The following is a 26541-nucleotide window of genomic DNA, read 5'->3' on the forward strand; positions in this document are numbered from 1 at the left end:
AGGTAAAATTATGTTTCTGGGGCTCGACAGCCCAGCCGCGCTGGGTTATGTTCAATTTCCGGCCACGAAAACGGTGGCCAGCGTCGCTCGGACGGTCCGGGCGCTAACGTATCCCCCGAGGAACCTATGGCTGATAATCACAGTCCGCGTCGTTTTACGCGCATCGAACGTCTCCCCCCTTACGTATTCAACATCACCGCCGAACTGAAGATGGCTGCGCGCCGGCGTGGTGAAGACATCATCGACTTCAGCATGGGTAACCCCGACGGCCCAACGCCGCCGCATATTGTGGAAAAACTCTGCACTGTGGCCCAGCGTGACGACACCCACGGCTACTCGACTTCACGCGGCATCCCGCGTCTGCGCCGCGCGATTTCGCGTTGGTATCAGGATCGCTATCAGGTTGAGATCGATCCGGAAAGCGAAGCCATTGTCACCATCGGCTCAAAAGAAGGGCTGGCGCACCTGATGCTGGCCACGCTCGATCATGGCGATACCGTGCTGGTGCCAAACCCGAGCTACCCGATCCATATATACGGCGCTGTGATCGCCGGCGCCCAGGTGCGCTCGGTGCCGCTGGTGGAAGGCGGTGATTTCTTTGGTGAGCTGGAGCGCGCCATCCGCGAGACGATCCCGCGGCCGAAAATGATGATCCTCGGCTTCCCGTCCAACCCAACGGCGCAGTGCGTCGAGCTTGATTTCTTTGAGCGCGTGGTGGCGTTGGCGAAGCAATATAACGTGCTGGTGATCCACGATCTGGCCTATGCCGATATCGTTTACGATGGCTGGAAAGCCCCGTCGATCATGCAGGTGCCCGGCGCCAAAGACATCGCGGTGGAGTTCTTCACGCTGTCGAAAAGCTACAATATGGCGGGTTGGCGCATCGGCTTTATGGTGGGCAATCAGGAATTGGTCAGCGCGTTGACGCGCATTAAAAGTTACCACGACTACGGCACGTTCACCCCGCTGCAGGTGGCGGCCATCGCCGCCCTGGAAGGGGACCAGCAGTGCGTGCTGGATATTGCCGAGCAGTATCGCCAGCGGCGCAACGTGTTGGTGAAAGGGTTGCATGAAGCCGGTTGGATGGTGGAAAACCCGAAAGCCTCGATGTACGTGTGGGCGAAAATCCCGGAACCTTACGCGCACATGGGCTCGCTGGAGTTCGCCAAACGCCTGCTGGCGGAGGCGAAAGTCTGCGTGTCGCCGGGCATCGGCTTTGGCGATTACGGCGACGATCACGTGCGCTTTGCGCTGATCGAAAACCAGGATCGCATTCGCCAGGCGGTGCGCGGGATTAAAGCGATGTTCCGCGCAGACGGGCTGCTCAAGCCAGGGGCGAAACACAGCATGGCCGCCGCCGAGAAATAATTGGCCGCCAGCGGCCGGCAATAAAAAACCCCAGGGGGCTAACCTTGGGGTTTCTTGCATTTGAAAGGGGCTGAATGCCCCTTGCCTGGTGATTAGCGGCTCAGGAGACCATAAACATGAAGGTGCCAACCCATGCAACCAGCATAAACGACACGCCCATCAAAAAATATTTCACGGAATAACTCCCGTTTGGAGTTCCTCGCCAGCAACGATCCCGATTGTTGTGCTGAGATTTTATGGGTTTTCGCGGCCTGCCGGTGGTTGTTCAAATCAGGAACAACAATGCCTGCGGCTGCAAATCACCCTGTTGCCGTGTTTCCTTGTCCTTGAGGTTAACGTGAGCCACGGCAGGATCGGCGCTAATGTACTCTCAATGCCGGAATGATTTCAATACTGTGTATTTGATCACATTTATTGATGGTTTCTTAACCGTTTCTGCCCGATGGACTGTGTGCTAGTCGTGATGGGGCGGCTTGCGGCGCAACAGATTCGGCGGCAGAAGCAGCGCGCACATTATCGCTATCAGGCTAATGAGCGGCAGCCAGTGTGCCAGCGGGCCGGGGGAGTAATTCTTAAGCACTGCGCAGCCATAGCACACCAGGGCAATCGGCCAACCGGGAAGGCCAATGTGATTAAAACGCCAAGCGATTTTGGCGATGAACCAGATCACCAGGCCGTAACAAAACAACGACCACGCCAGGATGCACAGCAGATATAACAATACCGAGAAAAACGCGGCGATATCGCTTTGCATCGGTGCGCGAAAAGCATTTTTGTCCAGATAAGGCGACAAGAACGACAGCAGTGCGAAGCCGATAATGAACACCATCAGCGAGATTGCAAAGCGCCTGCGGGGAATACGGCCGTGGTACGCCGCTTTGGCGATGTGTCTGAGATCTTCCAAAATAACCGTCCATTGTTATGAGCACTGTGATGACAGGTGGCGCAGCCTGCGCCAGCCGGTATTTTATAGCCAGCGGGGCGGGCGTCAACGTGGCAACAATGCTCATTTATCTAAAGTTGAGGTTTGGCCCTATCGCCGGCGGCAGAATCCAGTTTGTTCACACCGAACAATGCATTAACATAACGCTTACTCTCACTGGCATGGCTACGATGGATATCCGATGCGTCACTTGGCTGCTCTTTTACCTTTGATCACCTTGCTGGCTGCCTGCAGCAGCAATCCGAAACCGACTATCGCCTCCCCGCAAACGGCGGCGGCTAAAAACGGGGGCTTTCTGCTGACGCCAGAGCATAGCGTTAGCCCGCTGAGCGGGGATTTCGCCGCTAATCCGGCGACGGAACGCTTTATCGATAAAATGGTGCGGGAACATGGTTTTGAGCGCCAGCAACTGCACGACGTGCTGGCGCAGGCCAAGCAACTGGATTGGGTATTGCGCCTGATGGATCAGCAGGCGCCGACGGCGCTGCCGCCATCCGGCCCGAACGGCGCGTGGCTCCGCTACCGCGGCAAATTTATTACGCCGGATAATGTTCAAAACGGCGTAGTGTTCTGGAACCAGTATCAGGACGCCCTGCAACGTGCCCAGCAAATATATGGGGTGCCGCCGGAAATTATCGTCGGCATTATTGGGGTGGAAACCCGCTGGGGGCGCGTGATGGGGAAAACGCGCATCATCGATGCCCTGGCGACTCTGGCCTTTGCTTACCCGCGCCGCGCCGAGTTTTTCAGCAGTGAACTGGAAACATTCTTGTTAATGGCCCGTACAGAGCAGGACGATCCGTTGGATCTGCGTGGCTCGTATGCCGGCGCCATGGGCTATGGACAATTTATGCCTTCGTCATTCAAAAACTACGCGGTTGATTTTAACGGCGATGGTCATATCAACCTGTGGGATCCGGTGGATGCTATCGGCAGCGTGGCCAACTACTTCAAGGCGCACGGCTGGCAGCCAGGCGCCGGCGTGGCGGTGGCCGCCAATGGTCAGGCGCCCGGGTTGGCAAACGGCTTTAAGACACGCTATAACGTGGCCGCCCTGCGCGAGGCCAGTTTAACCCCACAGAGCCCGCTGGCCGGGGAGCAAGAAGTGAGCCTGCTGCGCCTTGATATGGGCAGCAGCTATCAATATTGGTTTGGCTTGCCGAACTTCTATGTGATTACCCGCTATAACCACAGCACCCACTACGCCATGGCGGTATGGCAACTGGGTGAGGCAGTCAGCCGCGCCGCCCGCGGGGTGAATTAAACTGGGTTATTGCGTTATCCTTCCTGCAATGTATAAAACACGCCAGCCCCTCGGGGGCTGGCTAATCCTATTCCAGCCTGCCGCTCGCCAGCGTGATGAACGTGATGAAGATGTGCGGTAAGTCACCTTTTGCTTGAATAGCGTAATTATTTGCGCCAAATCAAAACCCGCTTCGTGCTACCATTGTCATACAAAATAAAAGGTCTTTTAGCCATTTAATTTACGTGGGTAATACGTGTCCACATTGTATGAGCTTCATTTGAATGTAAGCATGGAGGAGCCCGATGCGGGTAAGCAGAAGGCAGTTTTTTAGGATTTGTGCCGGCGGGATGGCGGGTACAACCGTCGCCGCCCTTGGATTCACCCCCTCAATCGCGTTAGCCGAAACACGCCAATATAAACTCTTGCGTTCAAAAGAAACCCGAAACAACTGCACCTATTGTTCAGTGGGCTGCGGGGTGATCCTCTATAGCATGGGGGATGGGGCCAAGAACGTGCGCGAGAGTATCTTCCACGTGGAGGGCGATCCGGATCACCCCGTGAGCCGCGGCTCACTGTGCCCGAAAGGGGCTGGGGTGCTGGATTATATTCACAGTGAAAACCGGCTGCGCTATCCGCAGTACCGCGCGCCCGGCACCGATCGCTGGCAACGCATCAGTTGGGAGGAGGCGATTGAACGCATCGCCCGCCTGATGAAAGACGATCGCGACGCCAACTTTGTTGAAAAGAATGCGCAGAACGTTACCGTCAACCGCTGGACGACCACCGGCATGTTGTGCTCTTCGGCCGCCAGTAATGAAACCGGGCTGCTGGATCAAAAATTCACCCGCGCGCTCGGCATGGTGGCGATCGATTGCCAGGCCCGTTTGTGCCATGGCCCGACGGTTTCAGCCCTGGCGCCCACCTTTGGCCGCGGTGCGATGACCAACAACTGGGTCGATATTAAAAATGCCAACCTGGTGTTGATCATGGGCGGCAATGCGGCGGAAGCGCACCCGGTGGGATTTAAATGGGTGATAGAAGCGAAAACGCAAAATGACGCCACCGTGGTGGTGGTGGATCCGCGCTTTAACCGCAGCGCCGCCGTGGCGGATCTCTATTCGCCGATCCGCGCCGGATCCGACGCCGCTTTCCTGCTGGGCGTGATTCACTATCTGATTGAAAATAATAAAATTCAATCGGAGTACGTGAAGAATTACACCAATGCCAGCTTCCTAGTGCGGGAGGATTATACCTTCCACGATGGGCTGTTCAGCGGTTACGATGCAGAAAAACGGCAATATGACAAACACACTTGGTTCTATCAGCTTGATGCACAAGGCTATGCGCGGCGTGATAGCACGCTGACCGATCCGCGCTGCGTGTGGAACCTGTTGAAACAGCATGTCAGCCGTTACACGCCCGAGCTGGTCAACCGTGTTTGCGGCACACCGCAAGACGACTTTCTGAAAATCTGCGCGTTATTGGCCGAAACCTGCGCCCCCGACCGCACCGCAACCATTCTGTACGCTCTGGGGTGGACGCACCATTCCGGCGGCGCGCAGATCATCCGCTGTGCGGCGATGGTGCAGCTGTTGTTGGGCAATATCGGCATGCCTGGCGGCGGGGTCAATGCGCTGCGCGGCCACTCGAACATTCAGGGCTATACCGATCTGGGCCTGCTCTCCACCAACCTTCCCGGCTATATGCCGTTGCCTTCTGAAAAGCAGGCCGATTACCAGAGCTATATCACGCAAATCACGCCGGCCAGCCTGGGGCAGAACGAAGTCAACTTTTGGCACAACACGCCCAACTTTTTCGTCAGTATGATGAAAAGCTTTTGGGGCGATAAGGCCAGTGCGCAAAACCAGTGGGGCTATGACTGGCTGCCGAAGTGGGATCGCCTGTATGACGTATTGACGCAGGCGGAATTGATGGCTCAGGGCAAAATGAACGGCTATATCGTTCAGGGCTTTAACCCGTTGGCGGCGTTCCCGGATAAGAATAAATCGGCGCGGGCGCTGGCGAAGCTGAAATACATGGTGGTGATCGATCCGCTGGTGACGGAATCCTCCAATTTCTGGCAGAACCACGGCGAGATGAATGACATTAATCCGGCGGATATCCAGACCGAAGTGTTCCGCTTGCCGTCCTCCTGCTTTGCCGAAGAAGACGGCTCGATCGCCAACTCCGGCCGTTGGCTGCAGTGGCACTGGGCTGCGGCGGAGCCGCCGGGCGAGGCGTTGCACGACGGCAAGATTATCGGCCGCCTGTTTACCCGGCTGCGCGACATGTACCGCCGGGAAGGCGGCGCCAACCCAGAGCCGGTGCTGAATATGGCCTGGGATTATCATGATCCGGCCGATCCCACCCCAGAAGAGATCGCCCGCGAAGCCAACGGCAAAGCCCTGGCGGATATTACCGATGCCGCCGGCAATGTGGTGGTGAAAAAAGGGCAGCAGATTAGCGCGTTTTCCCAGTTGAAAGCGGACGGCTCAACCAGCAGTTTCTGCTGGATTTATGCAGGGAGCTGGACGGAGCAAGGCAACCAGATGGATAGCCGCGACAATAGCGATCCTTCCGGGCTGGGCTGCACGCCAGGCTGGGCCTGGTCATGGCCGGCCAACCGCCGCATTTTGTATAACCGTGCATCGGTGGATCCGCAGGGCAAACCCTGGGATGCCAAACGCGAAATCATCCGCTGGGACGGCGCCAAATGGGTGGGGTTTGACGTGGCAGATTACAGCCAGGCCGCGCCAGGCAGCGGCGTCGGGCCGTTTATTATGAACCAGGAAGGCGTCGGCCGTTTGTTCGCGCTGGATAAAATGAACGACGGCCCGTTCCCGGAACACTATGAACCGGTTGAAACGCCGATCGGCACCAATCCGCTGCACCCGGCTGTGGTTTCCAACCCGGCCGCGCGTATTTTTGCTGACGATTTGCAAAATATGGGGCGTGCGGAGGAGTTCCCCTATGTCGCCACGACGTATTCGATCACCGAACTGTTCCGCCATTGGACCAAACATGCGCGGCTAAACGCCATTGTTCAGCCGGAGCAGTTTATCGAGATTGGCGAAGCGCTGGCTAGCCGCAAAGGTATTGCTCAGGGCGACGAAGTTCGCATCTCGTCCAAACGCGGTTTTATCAAGGCGAAAGCGGTGGTGACCAAGCGTATTCGGCCGCTGCTGATTAACGGCAGTGAGGTGGAAACGATCGGCATTCCTTGCCACTGGGGCTTTGAAGGTGAAACCCGCAAGGGGTTCCTGGCGAATACTCTGACACCGTCGGTGGGCGATGCCAACTCGCAAACGCCGGAGTATAAGGCTTTCTTAGTGAACGTGGAAAAGGTGTAAGGAGCCGAATTTATGTCCATGCAATCCCAAGACATTATCAAACGTTCGGCCACCAATGCGATGACGCCGCCGCCGCAGGCCCGTTCCCATAAGGAAGAAGTCGCCAAGCTAATTGACGTTTCCATCTGCATTGGCTGCAAGGCTTGCCAGGTGGCCTGTTCGGAATGGAACGATATTCGTGACGAGGTGGGGCACTGCACCGGCGTTTACGATAACCCGGCCGATCTGAGCGCCAAATCCTGGACGCTGATGCGCTTTAGCGAAACCGAACAGAACGGCAAGCTGGAGTGGCTGATCCGCAAAGACGGCTGTATGCACTGCGCCGAGCCGGGCTGCCTGAAGGCTTGCCCTTCGGCCGGGGCGATTATCCAGTATGCCAACGGCATTGTGGATTTTCAGTCTGAGCACTGCATCGGCTGTGGCTACTGTATCGCCGGTTGCCCGTTCAACATCCCGCGCCTGAACCCGGACGATCACCGGGTATATAAATGCACCCTGTGCGTCGACCGCGTTACCGTGGGGCAGGAGCCGGCGTGCGTGAAGACCTGCCCAACCGGCGCCATCCACTTCGGCAGCAAACAAGACATGCTGGATCTGGGGGCGCAACGGGTTGCGCATCTGCAAAAGCGCGGCTATGCGAAGGCCGGCGTTTACAACCCGCAGGGCGTGGGCGGCACCCATGTGATGTACGTGTTGCACCATGCCGATCGGCCGGAGCTTTATCACAACCTGCCCAAAGAGCCGCAGATCGCTATGCCGGTCAACCTGTGGAAAGGCGTGTTGAAACCCCTGGCGGCCGCAGGCTTTATCGCCACCTTCGCCAGCCTGATTTTCCACTACATCGGCATTGGGCCAAACAATGAGACCGAGGATGACGATGAGGAGAATGGTCATGAGTAAAAGCAAGATGATTGTTCGCACCCGGTTCATCGATCGCGCCTGTCATTGGACGGTGGTGATCTGCTTCTTCCTGGTGGCGCTCTCGGGGATTGCGTTGTTCTTCCCCACGTTGCAGTGGCTAACGGAAACCTTCGGCACGCCGCAGATGGGGCGCATTCTGCACCCGTTTTTCGGCGTGGTGATTTTCCTGGCGCTGGTGTTTATGTTTTTCCGCTTTGTAAAACATAACATCCCGGAAAAGGAAGATCTGCCGTGGATCAAAGGCATCGTCGAGGTGTTGAAAGGCAATGAGCACAAGGTGGCGGACGTCGGCAAATACAATGCCGGGCAGAAGATGATGTTCTGGAGCATCATGAGCCTGATTTTTGTGCTGCTGGTTACCGGGGTGATTATCTGGCGGCCGTATTTTGCGCCGTTCTTCCCGATTATGTGGATCCGCATTGCGTTGTTGATCCACGCCACGGCGGGCATCGTGCTGATCCATGCCATTTTGATTCATATGTACATGGCCTTTTGGGTGAAAGGTTCGATAAAAGGCATGATTGAAGGCAAGGTCAGCCGCCGCTGGGCGAAGAAGCACCATCCGCGCTGGTATCGCCAGATCGAAGCCAAAGAAACACAGGAAGAAAAGGGCGGGGTGTAAGCGCCTGCTCCGGTGCCGGGTTCGCCGTTGCCCGGCACCGTATTCACTTCAGCCCGGCGTATTTGCGCGGGCCGCGCCTCGTTTCACAATTCAGTCAATACTCGCCCAATTTCGAATGAAAATTCGCCCATATTTGCTAGAATGGCTGTTACGCGAAATTTTTATTTTATTTCCACATGAGCACCGCCATGCCGAATAATCAAACGCAACTGTCTCTACTTCAGGAAGATATCCGTAGCCGTTACGATACGCTGAGCAAACGTCTTAAACAGGTCGCGCGCTATATATTAGACAACAGCAACAGCGTGGCTTTTGATACGGTGGCATCCATTGCCCAGCATGCCGACGTTCCTCCGTCGACGCTGATTCGCTTTGCCAATGCTTTTGGCTTCAGCGGTTTCAACGAGATGAAGCAGGTTTTCCGCCAGCACCTGATGGAAGAGACGGTCAGCTATACGGAGCGCGCTCGCCTGTTCCGCCAGACTTCCGTACAGGAAGGGAACGCCGCGCCGGAAAAACCGGCAGAGATCCTGAACGTTTTTTCCATGGTGAACACCCAGGCGCTGCAACAGCTCCCAGCCCAAATCAAGCCGGAAATGCTCGATCAGGCGGTCGCGTTGCTTTCGCAGGCGGAAAATATTTATGTTATTGGCCTGCGCCGTTCATTCAGCGTCGCCAGCTATTTGACCTATGCCCTGCGGCACCTGGAACGCCGGGCGTTCCTGATCGATGGTCTTGGCGGCATGTTCTCTGAGCAATTGAGCATGGTCAGCCCTAATGATGTGGTGATCGCCATCAGTTATTCGCCTTATGCCCAGGAAGCCATCGAACTGGTGGCGCTGGGGGCGAAGCGCGGCGCGCGCCAGATAGCGATTACCGATAGCCAGGTTAGTCCGCTGGCCGCTTTCAGCGACGTGTGTTTTGTGGTGCGCGAGGCGCAGGTGGATGGCTTCCGCTCCCAGGTCGCTTCCATGTGCCTGGCGCAAACGCTGGCGGTTTCCCTGGCGTTGACCAACGTTGGCTAATTAATCTGCTTGATGCTGTGCCAAACCCGTACGTGCGGTAGGGCAGCGCGGTGATCCATTAGAATCATCGCGTTGCCCGGCACGCAGCGCTATTTTAATTCAGCGGTGGTAGCGTGCTTGCCGCGCAGCTGTTGCAGTTTAAGCGTGGCGATATGTTCAATATCTTCCAACGATACGCCTTTGGTTTCAGGCACGTAACGGGCGATGAAGATGTAGCAGACCAGGTTAAAGACCACGAATATCCACATCGAGAAGGCCCCGCCGAACTGGGCCTGTAAAAAGGCGTTCTCGTTGATAACCGGGAAAAACTGCGAAATAAGAAAATTGGCGATCCACATCAGGCTAACCGCCAGCCCCATACCAATGCCTTTGATTCTTTCCGGGAATATTTCAGAGATGAGCACCCAGCACCCCACGCTCCAACTGGCGGCGAACAGCAGCATAAAGAACAGCATGCCGAAGATGGTGATATAGCCGGTGTCATGGTTATACAAGCCATAGGAGGCGATCAGTAGACCAATGATTGATCCGATGGTGCCTATTTTCATAATTGGCAAGCGGCCGTGGCGATCGAACAGGATCATACCGATAACGCTGCCTACCCCGTTACATACGGCGATAAAGATCGTTTGAAACATCACCGTGTTGGGGCCACTGCCGCTGCTTTGCAGAACCAGCGGCGCATAATAGTTCATAACGTTAACGCCGGTAAATTGCTGAAGCACGGCGATGCAGCAGCCGACGATTAAAATGTATTTCAATACCGGCGATGCCCGCAGGCTGAGGTTTTTCGCTTCGCCTGGCTCTGTTTTTTGGCTGCGCATGGTGTCGAATACACCGCGAACTTCGCTGGCGCTGTAGCCGGGATAAACCCGCGCCAACACCTGAAGCGATCTTTTCTCGCCTTTGTTATTCCTGGCGCACCAGGCAGGGGATTCCGGCAGAAACAGCGTGATCACCAGCATCGCGATAGAAGGCACCAGTTGGGTGAGCAGCATCGTGCGCCAGCCATGCTCTATCAGAAGCGTTTCCGTCATCGCTTTGCCAATCATGAAATTTACAATAAAAACAATTACCTGACCAAGCACGATTGAGATGTTGTAAATGCCCAACGCTTTGCCGCGGATAGCTGCTGGGGAGAGCTCTGACATATACATGGGCGATGCGGTGCCCGCCATGCCGACAGCGAAACCGCAAAGAATACGTGAGACGGAGAAGGCGGTGAAACTTTCCGCCAGCCCGGAGCCAAGCGCAGAGACGATAAAAATCGCCGCCATGATCAACAGCGCTGTTTTGCGCCCCCAGCGATCGGCGATCTTACCGCCGGCCAGCGCGCCAAAAATACAGCCGACAATCACGCTGGATACGGCCCAACCGGTTTCGGTTGGATTGAGGCTATAAAATTTCTGTATCGGTACCACCACCCCGGTAATCACCCCGGTTGAATAACCGAACATAAGGCCCCCCAGTGCGGCTACACAGCACAGTATGTAGACGTACATAGAGTTATATCTGATGTCGTTCGACATTTTCATTAATCTCCGTATAGGCAACCCAGATGGGTAGCGGTGATATAAATTTACTTTTTTAATGGAATCTATGATCTTTTTTTATCAATTATGAAATAAATATTTTTTTATCTGGATCACGAAACCACCAAAATGTGATTTTGTTTCTGGAAAGGTGGCGGTGGTGAAGTGCAGCCTACGGTAGCGATTGGTGGGTGCTAGCCTGGATGGTGTTAGCCTGTGGCCACTGACTACTGCTTTCCCTTAGCTCGGCGTTTGGTGCTGGTTTATGCCTTGCCAACTGATGGAGGGCAGGGAACGAACCGGTACGCTGTTTGTCATGTTTGACCATTGCGCTGCGGTGTAAGTTATCGCCGGCGGATATGCGTGGTTGCTGTCTTTTTCGGGTGCATTTCCTTGCCAGACCGTTTTCCCCACTTTTACTTAAATAGAATTTAATTTTCATTAAAATTCAATAAATCTCTCTCAATTTTGCCACCTAATCCTGCTACTTGGTCGTTTAACTATGAACTTGTTGTTTTTATTTTTAATAAATTCAATTGGTTAGTAAGATATTGCTTTGTGACCCCCTAAAGTTTGTGAGTCTGATAACAAAACAAATATTTTATTATTAATCTTATTTGAAATAAAAGTTATGTTTAGCCTGTTCTGATGAAACACCTTGGGGGGTTAAAGCTAAATGATGTTTTCTGTTGTTTTTCATGATGTTCCTGTTTTAACCCTCGTTTTGGGCGCAGTAAGTAAAGACCAACACTTGGAGTTCTTATGTCATCCACAAAACATCAACATAAGACAGGGTACATATTGAGTATCTGTGGTATCGCAGCACTCGGCGGCATCCTGTTCGGTTACGATACGGCGGTTATTTCCGGCGCTATCGGTTCTTTAACGTCTTACTTCAGTCTTACACCCAGCGAAACCGGCTGGGCTGTCTCTTCGGTCATCCTGGGGTGTGTGGTGGGGGCGTTTGCCGCCAGTATCCTGACCAAACGCTATGGGCGCAAAAAAGCGCTGATTATTTCCGCCCTGCTATTCACCCTCTCTGCCGTTGGTACCTCAATAGCCGCCACGTTCACGCAATTCGTTATCTTCCGCATTATTGGCGGGCTGGCGGTTGGGCTGGCGGCAACCGTGTCGCCGATGTATATGTCGGAGGTGTCGCCGCGCGATATGCGTGGGCGCGCATTGAGCATGCAACAGTTCGCCATCGTCTTCGGCCAGATACTGATCTTCTATGTGAACTATAAGATTGCCAGTCTGGCCACCACGGAGTGGCTGATTGATATGGGGTGGCGCTATATGTTCGCCTCCGGCGTTGTTCCCTGCGTGTTGTTCTGCATCTTGGTCTTTCTCATTCCCGAATCGCCACGCTGGTGTGTGATGGTGGGGCGTGAAAAAGACGCTCTGGCGATCCTTACCCGCATGTCGAATGCGCAACACGCGGAGAACCTGCTGCAGGAAATCAAAGAGTCTGTCAGCATCGATCAGCAAGACAGCGTACAAAAGCTGAACTTTAAGGATAAAAATGTGCGCTACATCCTGATGATCGGTTGCTGTATCGCCATGCTGCAACAGGTTACCGGCGTTAACGTGATGATGTATTACGCGCCGATGGTGCTGCGTGAAGTGACGGGCAATGCGCAGGAAGCCCTGTTCCAGACGATTTGGATCGGTGTTATACAGCTTGTCGGCTCGATCATCGGGGCGATGATCATGGATAAAATGGGGCGCCTGTCGCTGATGCGTTTTGGTACCCTGGGCGCCATCGTTGGCCTGTTGATCACCTCATTTGCTTTATACACCAAGGCAACCGGCTATCTGGCGCTCTTCGGGATGCTATTTTTCATGGTGTTCTATGCGCTGTCGTGGGGTGTCGGCACCTGGGTGCTGGTATCGGAGATTTTCCCAAACCGTATGCGCTCGCAGGGCATGAGTATTTCCGTCGGTTGTATGTGGGTGGCCAATTTTGTGGTGTCGCAGGGCTTCCCGATGATTAATGAGCATCCGTACCTGTATGCGACCTTCCACGGCGCTTTCCCGATGTGGGTATTTGCCGCATGTTGCGGCCTGTGTTACTGGTTTATTTGCCGCTATATCCCTGAAACCAAAGGTATCTCGCTAGAGAAAATGGAACAGATTGTTATGGCCAAGCAGTATAAGAGCAACATTTAGCCGCGTTAAGCATGCGTTCTGAACCAGCGGGGAAACCTGTTGATTGCAACGTGTTAAGTAACAAATCAGGCGGGTGTCTGGGCCACGGCGAAGCAGGTTTCGCTATCGGTTCCGTTACCCGTCTGATTTGTTGGTTTTCGCTGCTGGATAATTCCACCGGTACAGATCTTTCCATACATGCTCGCCCGTTGACGGGCGGCAACATTGGCAACCCCTTTTCCCGCTGGCTGAACACACACTGGTCGCCAGGCTAGCGGCGCAAAAAAGCCCATGGAACATGATGAATGAGCCATGGGCCGCCAGGTGGAGCAATAGTGAAGCGGTTGTTTATTTGCCCTGCGGCGCCCGCGGGTAGGCCGCAGAGTTCACCCAGGCGTGATCTTTCTCCCAGCTGAACTTCCATTGGCGCACTGGCCCGGCCATGACATTCAGGTAGTAGTTATCATAGCCGGCAATGGTCGCCACCGGGTGGTAGCCCTTGGGCACCTGCACCACATCGCGATCGTAGGCCGCCATACAGACATCCAGGCTGCGATCGTCGGTATAAACGCGCTGCAGGCAGAAGCCCTGCGGCGGATCAAAACGGTGGTAGTAGGTTTCCTCCAGGTAGGTTTCCACCCCTTCAATCGGCGTATCGTGCTTGTGGCTTGGGTAGGAGCTGGTGTCCCCTTCATCGGTATAGACTTCGACGACCAGCAGGCTATCGGCCGGCCGATCATCCGGCAAGATATTGTGCACCAGCCGCCGGTTACGGCCTTTCCCCCGCAGTTCCACGCCGACCTGATCGGGCGTAATTAAACGCACGGGCAGGCCGCCGTCACCGGGGGCGCTGCATACCGCCAGCTCCAGCTCCGTGTCGGCGGTAACCTGGGCCGGGCTATGGTGGGGTAAATACACCGAATAGGCCGGGATGCGTTCAAACGGGCTCATGCGTTGGCCGATGTGTTCAAAGGTGCCGGCCGCGGTGGCGATGCTTGCCAGGCCGGAAACCAGGACTAAGCAGCGTTCTCGGTCGTCTGCGGGCAGGTTCAGCTCTTGCCCGGCATTCAGGCGGTAAACCTCAAAGCCGACGTATTCCCAGCCCGCACTTTGCGGCGTAATGTTTTGGATACGCCCTTTACCTTCGGGAGGGCATTTACTGAGCAAAGTTGCCATACGTTCCTCCTCTGTATCTGCTGGTTAACCCAGCGTTGGCATACTGAATTCGGAAACGGTCTGTTGGCCGCTGGGCCAGCGGACGGTCGCCGTCTTCATTCGGGTATAAAAACGCACGCCATCCGGGCCATGTACGTTTAACGCGCCGAAGACGGAGCGCTTCCAGCCGCCAAAGGAATGGAAGGCCATGGGTACCGGCACCGGGATATTCACACCAACCATACCAGCTTCGACGGCCTGCACGAATTCCCGCGCACAGTGGCCGTTGCTGGTGAAAATGGCGCTGCCGTTGCCAAATTCATGGCCGTTGACGGTGCTGATGGCGGTTTCATAATCGGCTACCCGCACAATCCCTAACACCGGGCCAAAAATTTCCTCTTGATAAATGGTCATGGCGGGCGTGACGTGATCGAACAGCGTGCCGCCGACAAATAACCCTTGTGGGTGACCATCCACCTGATAATCCCGACCATCAATCACCAGCGTCGCGCCTTCACTTACCCCTTTGTCGATATATCCCACGACTTTTTGCTGATGCGCACGGGATACCACGGGGCCCATTTCGTTTTCCTGCTCACCACGCAAATCGCCGGGGCCGATACGCAGTGCGGTGATGAGCGGTTTCAGCCTGGCGATCAGCTTATCGGCGGTATCGTCGCCGACGGCCACGACAATCGGCAGCGCCATACAGCGCTCACCCGCTGAGCCAAAGGCGCCGCCCATGATGGCATTGACCGTGGCGTCCAGATCGGCATCCGGCATGACGATAGCGTGATTTTTGGCCGCGCCAAAAGCCTGAACGCGTTTCCCGTGGGCGCTGGCCGTCTTATAGATGTGTTCCGCCACGCCGGAGGAGCCAACGAAGCTGACCGCCTGGATGCGTGGATCGCGCGTCATCAGGCTGGCTGCTTCATTGCCGCAATGCACCACGTTGAATACGCCATCGGGCAGCCCCGCTTCCTGCAGCAATTCTGCAAGGCGTATCGCCGCAGAAGGCACCGGCGCAGGCGGCTTGAGCACAAAGGTATTGCCGCAGGCCAGCGCGATGGGGAACATCCACATCGGCACCATCGCCGGGAAGTTAAATGGCGTAATGCCTGCAACCACGCCGAGCGGTTGCATTAATGAGAAGCTGTCTACGCCTGAACCCACATTGGCGGAATACTCACCTTTGATCAGATGTGGGATGCCGCAGGCAAATTCCACCACTTCCAGGCCGCGCGTGATTTCACCCTGTGCGTCAGAGTACACCTTGCCATGTTCGCTGACGATAAGCTCCGCCAGAGCATCGCGATGCTGTTCCAGCAGCGCCTTGAATTGAAACAGAATGCGCGCCCGGCGCAGCGGGGTGGTTTTACTCCAGGCTGGAAAAGCCTGGTGCGCATAGCCGATGGCCTGTTGCATTTCTTGTTCGCTGCTTTGCGTCACCAGCCTGATCGTTTTTCCCGTGGCCGGGTTGGTCACGGGCAGCGTTTCATTGCTGCTGCTCAGGCAGATCTTGCCATTGATAAAATTACCGACTGTTTCCATCTGTATTTACCTTTTGAACCATAAACTGATGAAGTGACTTGTCCTTCGCTTACCGGCTGCGGGCCAGGTATGCCAGACAGTATTTGCCAGGCCCAGTCCGATGGCTTTTACTGTAAAATTATGGATTAAATGTTTCAAATATTTTTTTATGGAATTTTATTTTAATGTGATCCAAACCGAGTTTCGTGGTTTAGTCGGCTGATATAGCAGGCGTTATATTGTTTTGTTTTTTTTAATTTATTGATTTTGTTTAATTTATTTTTTATGTTTGCGATTTCCCCCACGCAGGGGGAAGGTAAATGTTCCCCGTGGTCTGATTTTTATGATCTGCATATCAGTTTCATTTGAAAATTAATGGTAGAAAAATTCAACCGAAATGGCGGGGTAGGTGGAGGGTAAATAGCCTGAACCCAGTGTGGCCGCGGGTTTGGGCATGATGAAACGATAGTTCTATTTCTACACCGCGTTATGCCTGATCGGGCTACCGCCGCGTAACGGGCGGTTATCGCTTTGCTACGGCAAGGGGCGCCCAGGCAGCGCCGATGCCGAATGCCGGTAAACCAGAGGAAAATGATGATGCGTCAATGTTTCTGTCAGAGTGGCCGTGAAATCAAATCCCAACCTTTTCTGGCCTATGCCAGCCGGGTCAGTGAAAACGCCGGGCCTTTTTCCCGTTTCATGCATATGCACCCAGAAACCGTCGAGATCATTCTGATCACTGACGGCGAAGGTGAATACTTTATCGGTAACCGCACCTACCCGGTGCGCCAGGGCGATCTGGTGATTTATAACAGCCAGGTGGTGCATGATGAATATTTGGAAAAGGATCGGCCGATCGGCACGATCTGCTGCGGCATTAATAACCTGTCCCGGCCTGGGCTGCGGCTGAATGCATTGATCCCTGACGATGTGGTGCCGGTCTACCCGCTGTACCACCATTACGACACTATCTTTATGCTGATGAACGCCACGTTTATGATCCTTAACCACGGCGCAGTGAACGGCCCCGCGATGGCGCAATCGCTGATGAAAGTGCTCCTGGCATATATTGACAGCAATATCCTGCCGCAGCCCGATGGGCGTGCCGCTCGCCGCGGTGAAAGCCTGCCGGCCTGTATCAAAAACTATATCGATCTCAATTTTCACGAGCCAATCCGGCTAGAAACCCTGGCCCTGCGGTTTAATGTCAGCCCGTTTTATGTCTCGCATGAGTTCAAAAAACGCTACGGCTATTCCCCGATGGACTACCTGATCAAGCGGCGCTTGGGCGAGGCGCAGTCACTGTTGACTACCGCCGAGGGGGGCCGTGAAAAAATCACGTCGATCGCTTACCGCGTAGGTTTTAGCAACCTGAGCCACTTTCAGAACTATTTTAAGAACAAGGTAGGCAAAACGCCGGGGCAGTACCGCAAAGATTACCGCAAAGCCAATCTGCGGGCGTGAGTCGGCGGCCGTTGGGCCGTGTACATACTCGTCATACTTCACGTTGCAGGTGCGTTGGCTTGGTAACTCGGCCCACCCTGGGCCTCACCGCTTCGGGGCCAGTGCGAGCACTGTTCAAAAACGCTTTAGCATTTTTGGCCTGCCACTCGAATTGTTCAGAGTATAGCTATTCATTAAGGGCGAGCGTTTCGCCCTTTTTTACGCCCTCGCGAACGCGGCCGTGCCGGCAACGCAATATCGTAAACTTGCGCGGGTCTTTTTGTGATATGAATCGATATTTCCCCGATTAAACACAGCAAGATAGATAAAGTTTTTCTACGTAAAAAAAATAAAATTGAATCATCGTAGATACGGGCGAATGAATACATTCTCTCGTGAAATAATTCCAGCGCGTCATTTAATCCTTATTAAACAGGAGTGGAACACCATGTATAACGTGAGTAAAGAGATAGCGTGGGCCATCGCGCCTATTGGCTGGCGCAATGATGATATTCCGGAAATAGGTAAGGAAAATACCTATAAGCAAATTTTAAGCGATGCACGCATCGCCGGCTTTTCCGGCACGGAGGTTGGCGGATGCTATCCACAAGATCCGAATGAATTAAATAAGGAACTGGCATTGCGGGAAATGAAAATTCCTGCACAATGGTTTTCCTCTTATATTATTCGTGACGGGATCATCACGGCAAAAAAAGCATTTGAAAAACATTGCGCGTTTTTGGAAGCGGTCAATGCGGATGTGGCCGTGGTGTCGGAGCAGTCTTACAGCATTCAGGGCACGGACAAATGCGTTTATACGGAAAAGCCGTATTTTAATGATGACGAATGGGCTTTGCTGTGCCAGGGATTGAACGAACTGGGCAAAGTGGCGCAAAAGCACCATCTCAAACTGGCCTACCACCACCACATGGGAACCGGTGTGCAAACGCTGGCGGAAGTGGATCGCCTGATGGCAGGGACTGATGCAAAATATGTACATCTGCTGTATGACACCGGCCATATTTATGTTTCCGACGGCGAAGTCATGCCGCTGTTGAAAAAGTATTTCGAGCGCATTGCACACGTACATTTTAAAGATGTCCGCAATGAGCAACTGCAGGCTTGCCGCGCCAGCCATAAATCATTTCTTGGTTCTTTTTTAAATGGATTATTTACCGTCCCTGGCGATGGGGATATTAATTTTGAAGAAGTATTAGATTATTTGGTTGCACATCAATACCACGGATGGGTCGTTGTTGAAGCAGAGCAGGATCCAAAGGTTTATAACCCGCTCGAATATGCAATAAAAGGTCGTAAGCATATTAATGAATTACTGCGTAAATATCTTTAATTTAACATGAGGTATATCACCATGTCATTAAAAGCAGGTATTGTCGGTATTGGTAAAATCGGTTCCGATCATTTGAGAAGACTGGCCAATACGGTTTCCGGGGTGGATGTGGTTGCCGTCTGCGATATTGTTGAAGGCAGGGCCCAGGCGGCGTTGGATAGCATTGGCCTAAAGGCAAAAGACTATAAAAACTATCAGGATCTTATCCGGGATAACGATGTGGAAGTGGTGGTCATCACCGCTTCTAACGAAAGCCATGCCGATATTGCGGTTGCGGCGCTCAACGCCAATAAATATGTGTTTTGTGAAAAACCCCTGGCGGTGACTGCACAAGATTGCCTGCGCGTGATCGAAGCAGAGCGCAAGGCCGGCAAGCGTATGGTGCAGATTGGTTTTATGCGCCGTTACGACACCGGCTATGTTCAACTCAAGCAGATCATCGACAGCAATGAAATCGGGCTGCCGCTGATGGTGCATGGCCGCCATTACAACGCTAGCACGGTGCCGGAATATAAAACGCCGCAGGCGATCTATGAAACGCTGATCCATGAAATCGACGTGCTGCACTGGTTGCTGGACGATGACTACAAGAACGTCAAAGTTTACTTCCCACGGCAGTCAAGCCTGGTGACCAGCGATAATGGCAAACTGCGCGATCCGCAGGTGGTGGTGATGGAGACCACCAAAGGCGTCAATATCGTGGTGGAAGTGTTCGTCAATTCCCAGTATGGCTACGACATTCACTGCGATGTGACCGGCGAGAAGGGGATGGCGGAACTGCCTACCGTTGCCAGCGTGGCGGTGCGTAAAGGGGCCAAATACAGTACCGATATTCTGGTGGACTGGAAGCAGCGCTTTATTGAAGCTTACGATATCGAATTCCAGGATTTCTTCGATCGTCTTAACGCCAATCAGCCACCGGCCGGCCCGACCTCTTGGGACGGCTACCTGGCCGCCGTGACCGCCGACGCCTGCGTGAAATCACAGCAGACCGGTAATACCGAGCTGATCGAACTGCCGGAAAAACCCGCCTTTTACCAATAAACCTCAGGTAAGGATGGGCGTGGTGCCCATCCTGTTTTCTTTGTTGTTAACCCGAGACTCCCTCCTATGAACGGCAGAATTATTACCTCTGACTGGCTAAACCAACGCTTCCTGGTTGAGCGGCCCGTGGCGTTTCGCCGCCGGGATAGCGGCGGCCAGCAGACGATCAATGTCTTTCCACAGTATCTGCAGCAGCGCATTGATGGGTTTGGCGGCAGCTTCACCGAAGGCGCCGGCGTGGTGTACAACGCCTTGCCGCTGGCGCAAAAGACGCAGTTATTACAATGGTATTTCGGCCCGCAGGGCCACGGCTATAGCCTGGCGCGCATACCGATTCAAAGCTGTGATTTTTCACTAGGCAACTATGCCTATGCTGAATGTGCAGCGGACATTACGCAGGGGCGGCTGGCGTTCGAACGTGATCGGGCCAACCTGATGCCGTTGATTCGCGATGCGCTGGCCGTTAACCCTGCACTGGTGTTGATGGCATCGCCCTGGAGCCCGCCGGCCTTTATGAAAACCAACGGCAGTATGAATGGTGGCGGCCAACTGCGGCGGGAAGAATATGGGCCGTGGGCGGAGCTGATAGCACAGTACCTGCTGGAATATCGCCGCATGGGCATCGTGATCCGTTTGTTATCGGTGCAGAACGAGCCGGTGGCCGTTAAGCCGTGGGAGTCTTGCCTGTACAGCGTGGCGCAGGAAACCGAGTTTGCACTACAGCATTTGCGCCCGGCACTGGCGCGCCACGGTTTGGATGATGTCGCGATCTATATCTGGGATCACGATAAGGATGGTTTGGTGGAGTGGGCGGAACAGGCCTTTGCCGATCCAGCCGCCCTGGCGGGGCTGGATGGACTGGCTTTCCACTGGTACACCGGCGATCACTTTTCCCAGATCCAACATCTTGCCCGGCGCTTCCCCGATAAAAAACTGCTGTTTTCCGAGGGGTGCGTGCCGATGGAAACGGGTGCCGGCAGCCAGGCCCGCCATGCCGCCACCTATCTGCACGACATGATTGGCAATTTCAAGGCGGGTTGCACCGGCTTTATCGACTGGAACCTGTTGCTGAACGGCACCGGCGGGCCCAACCATCACGGCAATCTGTGTGAAGCGCCGCTGCAATATGATGCGCAGACAGGCCAATTGCGGCGCAACCATTCTTATTACGCCATCGGCCATTTCAGCCGCTATGTGCGCCCCGGCGCACGCGTAGTGCTGTCGTCGGCTTACGATGCGGCGCTGGAAGAGGTGGCTTTCACGAATCCAGGCGGTGAACGCGTGCTGGTGATCTATAACCGCGATGAAAAAATACGCTCTTGCCGGGTGGTGGAGGGCGAATGGGAAACGGCGCTGCAGCTTGCCCCCGGCAGCGTATCCACACTGGTCTGGGCGAGTTAAAAGGAGGCGACCATGAAACTGGGGTTTAATCAGGCAACCTGTCTGGGGTGCTCGACGCTGGAGCAGGATATTCACCTGGCTGAAGCGTATGGCTATGACTATATTGAGATCCGCCTGGATATGCTGAGCGCTTATCTGGTGCAGCATTCGCTGGCAGAACTGGCGGCGTTTTTCGCGACCAGCCATCTGCAGCCCTACGGCTACAATTCGCTGGAAAACATCAATTTTTGTGATACGGCCATGTGGCAGGAAAAGCTCGATACGTTGGCTTTCGCATGCACCGCCGCAAGCAGCGTCGGCGGCGATTGTTTGGTGGTGGTGCCGACGATTTGTCCGGGGCAACGTTGGCCGCTTAAGGATGTGGTGCGCGATTCCGTCCGGCGCCTGAACGAACTTGCCGATTATGCCGATGAGTACGGCGTGCGTTTAGCCTTCGAGCCGATTGGCAGTGTCGGTTGCTGTGTCGGCAGCCTGCCGTTGGCGCTGGAAATTATCGACATTGTCGATCGCCCAAACGTTGGCCTGGTGGTTGATGCATTTAATCTGTATCTGCACGATCAATGGCGACAGCCATCGCTGTTGCGCCAGGTGCCGGTTGAGAAAATCTTCGTCTACCATATTGATGATGCGGATGATTTGCCGCTGGAAAGCCTGGACCACTGCCACCGCCTGTTTCCTGGCAACGGCGTTATTCCGTTGGCGGCGCTTAGCCGCGAACTGCAGGCGATGAACTATAACGGCATCTGTTCGCTGGAACTGTTTAATCCCGGTTATTGGCAGATGGCGGCGCGCGATGTTTTTGATATCGGCGCACGTAAAACCCGGCCCTTCCTTAACACCCCGCGTTAGTCGCCCTCCCTATGCGCCGCCGCAAACCGCCGCGGCGCTTGTATCCTTTGCCAACGCATCCATACGGTTATGTTCTGCGCAAGATCAATATAACGCTTTCGTTGCTGACTTTCGTTTAACGGGGCCGGGAGAGGAAGAGGCAGGAAAGCCGCTATCAGCACAAAAATGGCTGACGGCGGCCGGGGAACTAGCGTTGAGCGCCAGGGCGGAATTCCCGCCAGTAGCCAATCAGCGTTAGGTATTTTTGTTTCACTGCGGAAATGAGTTGTTCGTCGGTGATTTGCTGCGCCAGCCAGCGGCGCGATGGTTCAGCGAAGATGGTGCGCCCTACGGCAAACCCTTTCACCCAGGGGACATCCGCCGCGGCGGCAAAACCGGCCTTCAGTGTGCTTTCCGGCGCATCAAGGCCCAGAATCAGGATACCGCGGCAGTCGGGATCGTACTGGTCGATAAGCCGGGCAATGGCATGCCAGCTTTGCGCGCTTTGTGCCGGCAGTTTCCACCAGTCTGGCTGAATGCCCAGTTGGTAAAAGTGCTCGACAATTTGGGCATAGTAGCGCTCATCCTGGTCGGCGGCGTTTGCCGGCAGAATAATTTCCAGCAGCAGTTCATGGCCGGATTTGCAGCAGGCGTGGTAGACCTCATCGATCAAGGCTTCCTGCTGTTGGCGCAGATCGGCGTTATCCTGTGGGTGATAAAACAGCAGGCATTTCACCACGTGCTCCAGCGGCCAGTCGATCAGTTGCGAGCCGATGTCACCATGCTCCAGGCGCAGTGGGCGTGAGCCGGGCAGCTCGATCGGGCGGCCGATCCACCATCCCTGGCCGGTTATCGCATTAAGCGCCGCCTGGCCGAAGGTGGTGTCAGCCAGAATGCCGCTGTTATGCTTTAATCCTGCCTGGCCGGCGGCCTGCTGTGCGGCTGCCAGCAACAGGGTTTTCAGGCGCGGGATCGCCTGCTCGCTGGCGCCGACTTCATGCGCCATATCCACCAACTGCTTGCGGTGATCGAAAGCAAACACGCACAGCTCCGGCCACGCTTGCTTACGCGTGGTGACGCGGTGCAGGTGATTAAGACGCGGGTCTTTGTCGGGTTGGCGAATTGTGTGCTCGCGCAGCAGGTAATCGTCCAGCTCTTTTTTCGTCGGCATCGCCGGCGCACAGCCATGGCGCGATACCACCAGCGCCCCGCAGGCGTTGGCGTAGCGGCAGGCTTGCTCCCAACCTTCATCGTTAATGTAACCACGCAGCAGGCCGGACATAAAAGCATCGCCGGCGCCGAGCACATTAAGCACTTCCACGCGCACCCCGCTGTGCAGTTTCACCTGTTGCCAGTTCGCCGGGATGGCATCTTCAAATACGGAACACCCCAGCGCGCCGCGTTTGCAGACTAACGTGGCGCCGGTATGTTCCCGCACCCGGCGTAAGGCCGCCAGAGTATCGGTACTGCCGCCAGCGATGTGGAACTCCTCTTCGGTGCCGACAATCAGATCAAAATGGTGCAATACCTCTTGTAGCTGGCGGGTGACCTGTTCGGAAGCGATGTAACGTGTTTCCCCATCGCCCAGGGAGGTCAACCCCCACAGCACCGGCCGGTAGTCGATATCCAGCGCCCGACGCAGGCCGTGTTTCTGCGCGTATTCCAGCGCCGTTAACACGGCGGCGCGGGTGTTCTGATGCGAAAGGTGGGTGCCGGTAATAGCCAGCGCGCGCGCCGAAGCGATGTAATCTTCATCGATATCCTGCGGCGTTAGCGCCATATCGGCGCAGTTGTCGCGGTAGAAGATCAGCGGGAAGGTTTCCTGATCCTTAATCCCCAGCAGCACCAGTGCGGTAAGCCGCTGTTTATCAACGATCAGATATTGAGTGTCGACGCTGGCGCGGGCCAGCTCTTCGCGAATGAAACGCCCCATGTGTTCATCCCCGACCCGGGCCAGCATACCGGAGCGCAGCCCTTGGATCGCCGTGCCGTAGGCGACGTTCCCGGATGAGCCCCCCAGGTATTTGGCAAACGTCCCCATATCCTCGAGCCGTGAGCCAATTTGCTGGCCGTACAGATCAACAGCGATCCGCCCCAGGCAAATAACGTCCAGCTTTTTTTGTACGTTGTTCATTGATCAAATCCTCAGCAGAAGATGGCGTGTTTTTACTCATGTTAAGGATTTTTTATTTCATTTTCAATATAAGTGAAACGTACTTGCGTATGTTTGTTTTGATGGAGATCACAAAAATCGTCAATGGCATTGCGCAGCCGATCGGGGCGTATGGCTACGTTGTTTTTTATTTAATTTGTTGTATTTTATTTAATTTATTTGTTTTCAATTACATTGAAACCCCTTTGGACATCCACGAAACACCCGCATGATGATTTTTTCATCATTTTTTTGATCCTCTTCCCATAAATGAAATTTTAATTCTATATAATTCAAAAAACGAAAAGTTCAGATATATAATCGCACTCGGCTATGAAACCTTTATTCTGGGGCCGGAGTGCTGCGCTGGCAGGCGCACCGTTGAACGGCGAAAAAGCGGGTGGAACTCATGAAAACAACTCGGTTGACCATGGCGCAGGCGTTAGTGCGCTTTCTTGATAATCAGTACATTGAAGTTGATGGGCATGAAATCAAATTCGTTAAAGGTATTTTCGCGATTTTTGGCCACGGCAATGTGATGGGCCTGGGGCAAGCGCTTGAAGAAGACTGTGGGCAACTCAGTGTGCACCAGGGAAGAAACGAACAGGGTATGGCGCATGTTGCCACGGGGTTTGCCAAACAGCAGTTGCGCCGGCAGATCTTCGCCTGTACGTCATCGGTGGGGCCTGGCGCGGCCAATATGATCACCGCGGCCGCCACCGCGACCGCCAACCGTATACCGCTGCTGCTGCTGCCCGGCGATGTTTACGCCACACGCCAGCCGGATCCGGTTTTGCAGCAGATAGAACAGGAACACGATCTAAGCCTGAGCACTAACGACGCATTTCGGGTGGTGAGCCGTTACTGGGATCGCATCAGCCGGCCCGAGCAGTTGATGAGCGCCTGTATCAACGCCATGCGCGTGCTGACCGATCCGGCAGATACCGGTGCGGTAACTCTGTGCCTGCCGCAGGACGTTCAGGGGGAAGCCTATGATTACCCGGAAAGCTTCTTTGCCAAGCGGGTTTTCCGCCTGGAACGGCATGCGCCCACGGTCCCAATGCTGGCGGATGCGTTGACGCTGGTGGCCACGCGCCAACGGCCGCTGATTATCTGCGGTGGCGGCGTGAAGTACTCCCAGGCGGAGCAGGCGCTGTTGCAGTTTGCCGAGCGCTTCCAGTTACCGATCGCGGAAACCCAGGCGGGGAAAGGGGCTTTGGCTTCTGAACATCCGCTGAACGTAGGCGGGATTGGCGAAACCGGCGCGCTGGCGGCCAATCTGCTGGTGCGCGAAGCGGATCTGATCATTGGCGTGGGGACCCGTTATACCGATTTCACCACCGGTTCGAAATGGATGTTCCAACACCCGAATGTGAGCTTTCTGAATATTAATGTCAGCCGCTTTGACGCACTCAAGCTTGACGGCGTTCAGCTGCAAGGAGATGCCCGCGTTGCGCTGGATATGCTGAACGAAGGGCTGGCTGAACGGCAATATCATGCGGCCTGGGGTGGACAGATCGCCGATGCCCGCAGGCAATACCTGGCTGAAGTCCAACGGGTATACGCCGTTGAATATACCGGTGCGGAGTTCATTCCTGAAATTGATGATCATTTGGATCGGCAACAGGTGTATGCGGAGTTTCATGCGCTGACCCGTTCTTTCCTTACCCAATCCCGGGTACTTGGCATATTGAACCATTCGCTGCCGGAGAATGCTCTGGTCGTCGCCGCTTCCGGTAGCCTGCCGGGCGATCTGCAGCGTGTCTGGCAAAGCCGTGGCGGCAATGACTACCACGTTGAGTATGGCTATTCCTGCATGGGCTACGAAGTTAATGCGGCGCTGGGCGCCAAAATCGCACAGCCGGAATGCGATGTGTATGCGTTGGTGGGGGATGGTTCTTTCATGATGCTACATTCCGAGCTGGTGACCTCGGTGCAGATGGGGAAAAAGATCACGGTCGTTCTGTTGGATAACATGACCAATGGCTGTATCAACAATTTGCAGATGGAACACGGCATGGATAGCTTTTTCACCGAGTTCCGCTTCCACAGTGAAGAGAACGGCCGCCAGGAAGGGGGATTGATTCCGGTCGATTTCGCCAAAATAGCCGAAGGCTATGGCTGCAAGAGCTACCGTGTGACGACGTGGGAACAATTACACCACGCGTTGGAAGATGCCCGGCACCAGGCGGTATCAACGTTGATCGACATAAAAGTGTTGCCCAAAACCATGGTGCATAAATATCTGAGCTGGTGGCGGGTGGGCGGCGCCCGGGTATCGCGCAGCGAGCGCATTCTGGCGGTGGCGCGCATGCTGGATGAATATATCAACCAGGCGCGGCAATATTAACCGCAGGCCGGAAACCGGGTTAAGCGTAAAGTTCATGGCGTTTCCCGCGCCGGAGTATTAGCAGAGAATTAACGCCCGTGCTGTCAGCAAGCACGGTAGCGTACTGCTTCTGAAAACTATTGGAATGTATTT

19 protein-coding genes are annotated in these 26541 nt (G+C 54.8%); 13 read left to right on the forward strand and 6 right to left on the reverse strand.

Features of this window, described 5'->3' with window-relative positions; genetic code table 11:
• Positions 1–126: 126 nt before the first annotated feature.
• Positions 127–1368, forward strand: coding sequence for a pyridoxal phosphate-dependent aminotransferase (alaC, locus tag AC559G_RS02810; RefSeq protein ID WP_498911126.1), 1242 nt, complete (start codon positions 127–129; stop codon positions 1366–1368).
• Positions 1369–1468: 100 nt separating this feature from the next.
• Here alaC and ypdK read toward each other — a convergent pair whose 3' ends face one another.
• On the reverse strand, positions 1469–1543 hold the full coding sequence (ypdK, locus tag AC559G_RS02815) for a membrane protein YpdK (RefSeq protein ID WP_438597611.1): 75 nt from the start codon (positions 1541–1543) through the stop codon (positions 1469–1471).
• A gap of 279 nt (positions 1544–1822) precedes the next feature.
• Positions 1823–2272 carry a DUF805 domain-containing protein gene (locus AC559G_RS02820; RefSeq protein WP_498911128.1) on the reverse strand — a complete coding sequence of 150 codons (450 nt, stop codon included), beginning with the start codon at positions 2270–2272 and terminating at the stop codon, positions 1823–1825.
• Between the two features lie 220 nt (positions 2273–2492).
• Here AC559G_RS02820 and mltB point away from each other — a divergent pair, with 220 nt between their 5' ends.
• The 5 genes from mltB (at position 2493) to AC559G_RS02845 (ending at position 9475) form a co-directional block, all read left to right on the forward strand.
• A complete protein-coding gene (mltB, locus tag AC559G_RS02825; protein ID WP_498911130.1) occupies positions 2493–3575 on the forward strand; it encodes a lytic murein transglycosylase B in 1083 nt (360 codons plus the stop codon).
• Between the two features lie 284 nt (positions 3576–3859).
• Complete coding sequence (gene fdnG / locus AC559G_RS02830) at positions 3860–6907, forward strand: formate dehydrogenase-N subunit alpha (RefSeq protein ID WP_498911132.1); 3048 nt, start codon at positions 3860–3862, stop codon at positions 6905–6907.
• Positions 6908–6919: 12 nt separating this feature from the next.
• Positions 6920–7807 (forward strand): formate dehydrogenase subunit beta, encoded by an 888-nt coding sequence (fdxH, locus tag AC559G_RS02835; RefSeq protein ID WP_498911134.1) that lies wholly within the window; start codon positions 6920–6922, stop codon positions 7805–7807.
• Positions 7800–8450 (forward strand): formate dehydrogenase-N subunit gamma, encoded by a 651-nt coding sequence (gene fdnI / locus AC559G_RS02840; protein ID WP_498911135.1) that lies wholly within the window; start codon positions 7800–7802, stop codon positions 8448–8450. The genes fdxH and fdnI overlap by 8 nt, the downstream gene beginning before the upstream one ends.
• Before the next feature lie 188 nt (positions 8451–8638).
• Positions 8639–9475, forward strand: a complete 837-nt coding sequence (locus AC559G_RS02845) for a MurR/RpiR family transcriptional regulator (protein ID WP_498911137.1) — start codon at positions 8639–8641, stop codon at positions 9473–9475.
• 89 nt (positions 9476–9564) lie between these two features.
• Here AC559G_RS02845 and AC559G_RS02850 read toward each other — a convergent pair whose 3' ends face one another.
• Positions 9565–11004 carry a sugar porter family MFS transporter gene (locus AC559G_RS02850; protein WP_416260574.1) on the reverse strand — a complete coding sequence of 480 codons (1440 nt, stop codon included), beginning with the start codon at positions 11002–11004 and terminating at the stop codon, positions 9565–9567.
• A gap of 765 nt (positions 11005–11769) precedes the next feature.
• Here AC559G_RS02850 and AC559G_RS02855 point away from each other — a divergent pair.
• On the forward strand, positions 11770–13176 hold the full coding sequence (locus AC559G_RS02855; RefSeq protein WP_498911139.1) for a sugar porter family MFS transporter: 1407 nt from the start codon (positions 11770–11772) through the stop codon (positions 13174–13176).
• Between the two features lie 327 nt (positions 13177–13503).
• On the opposite strand, the gene iolB is transcribed toward AC559G_RS02855, so the two are convergent.
• Entirely contained in the window at positions 13504–14331 is an 828-nt protein-coding gene (gene iolB / locus AC559G_RS02860) for a 5-deoxy-glucuronate isomerase (protein WP_498911141.1), read from the reverse strand.
• 24 nt (positions 14332–14355) lie between these two features.
• Positions 14356–15861 (reverse strand): CoA-acylating methylmalonate-semialdehyde dehydrogenase, encoded by a 1506-nt coding sequence (locus tag AC559G_RS02865; RefSeq protein WP_498911143.1) that lies wholly within the window; start codon positions 15859–15861, stop codon positions 14356–14358.
• Between the two features lie 627 nt (positions 15862–16488).
• On the opposite strand from AC559G_RS02865, the gene AC559G_RS02870 reads away from it, so the two are divergent.
• The 5 genes from AC559G_RS02870 (at position 16489) to AC559G_RS02890 (ending at position 21928) form a co-directional block, all read left to right on the forward strand.
• Positions 16489–17304: a helix-turn-helix domain-containing protein gene (locus tag AC559G_RS02870; protein ID WP_438597612.1), complete on the forward strand. Its 816-nt coding sequence runs from the start codon at positions 16489–16491 to the stop codon at positions 17302–17304.
• 427 nt (positions 17305–17731) lie between these two features.
• Entirely contained in the window at positions 17732–18634 is a 903-nt protein-coding gene (iolE, locus tag AC559G_RS02875; protein WP_498911145.1) for an IolE/MocC family protein, read from the forward strand.
• Between the two features lie 21 nt (positions 18635–18655).
• On the forward strand, positions 18656–19678 hold the full coding sequence (gene iolG1, locus AC559G_RS02880) for an inositol 2-dehydrogenase IolG1 (protein WP_095847887.1): 1023 nt from the start codon (positions 18656–18658) through the stop codon (positions 19676–19678).
• A gap of 66 nt (positions 19679–19744) precedes the next feature.
• Positions 19745–21079: a glycoside hydrolase family 30 protein gene (locus AC559G_RS02885; protein ID WP_498911147.1), complete on the forward strand. Its 1335-nt coding sequence runs from the start codon at positions 19745–19747 to the stop codon at positions 21077–21079.
• A 12-nt stretch (positions 21080–21091) separates the two neighbouring features.
• Positions 21092–21928 (forward strand): sugar phosphate isomerase/epimerase family protein, encoded by an 837-nt coding sequence (locus AC559G_RS02890; RefSeq protein WP_498911149.1) that lies wholly within the window; start codon positions 21092–21094, stop codon positions 21926–21928.
• A 187-nt stretch (positions 21929–22115) separates the two neighbouring features.
• Here the strand turns inward: AC559G_RS02890 and AC559G_RS02895 are convergent, their stop codons facing one another.
• A complete protein-coding gene (locus AC559G_RS02895) occupies positions 22116–24041 on the reverse strand; it encodes a 5-dehydro-2-deoxygluconokinase (protein WP_498911151.1) in 1926 nt (641 codons plus the stop codon).
• A 427-nt stretch (positions 24042–24468) separates the two neighbouring features.
• Here AC559G_RS02895 and iolD point away from each other — a divergent pair, with 427 nt between their 5' ends.
• Positions 24469–26409 carry a 3D-(3,5/4)-trihydroxycyclohexane-1,2-dione acylhydrolase (decyclizing) gene (gene iolD / locus AC559G_RS02900; protein WP_498911153.1) on the forward strand — a complete coding sequence of 647 codons (1941 nt, stop codon included), beginning with the start codon at positions 24469–24471 and terminating at the stop codon, positions 26407–26409.
• Positions 26410–26541 lie beyond the last annotated feature (132 nt).

It is taken from the genome of Gibbsiella greigii (genome assembly GCF_039540155.1).
Lineage (GTDB): Bacteria > Pseudomonadota > Gammaproteobacteria > Enterobacterales > Enterobacteriaceae > Gibbsiella > Gibbsiella quercinecans.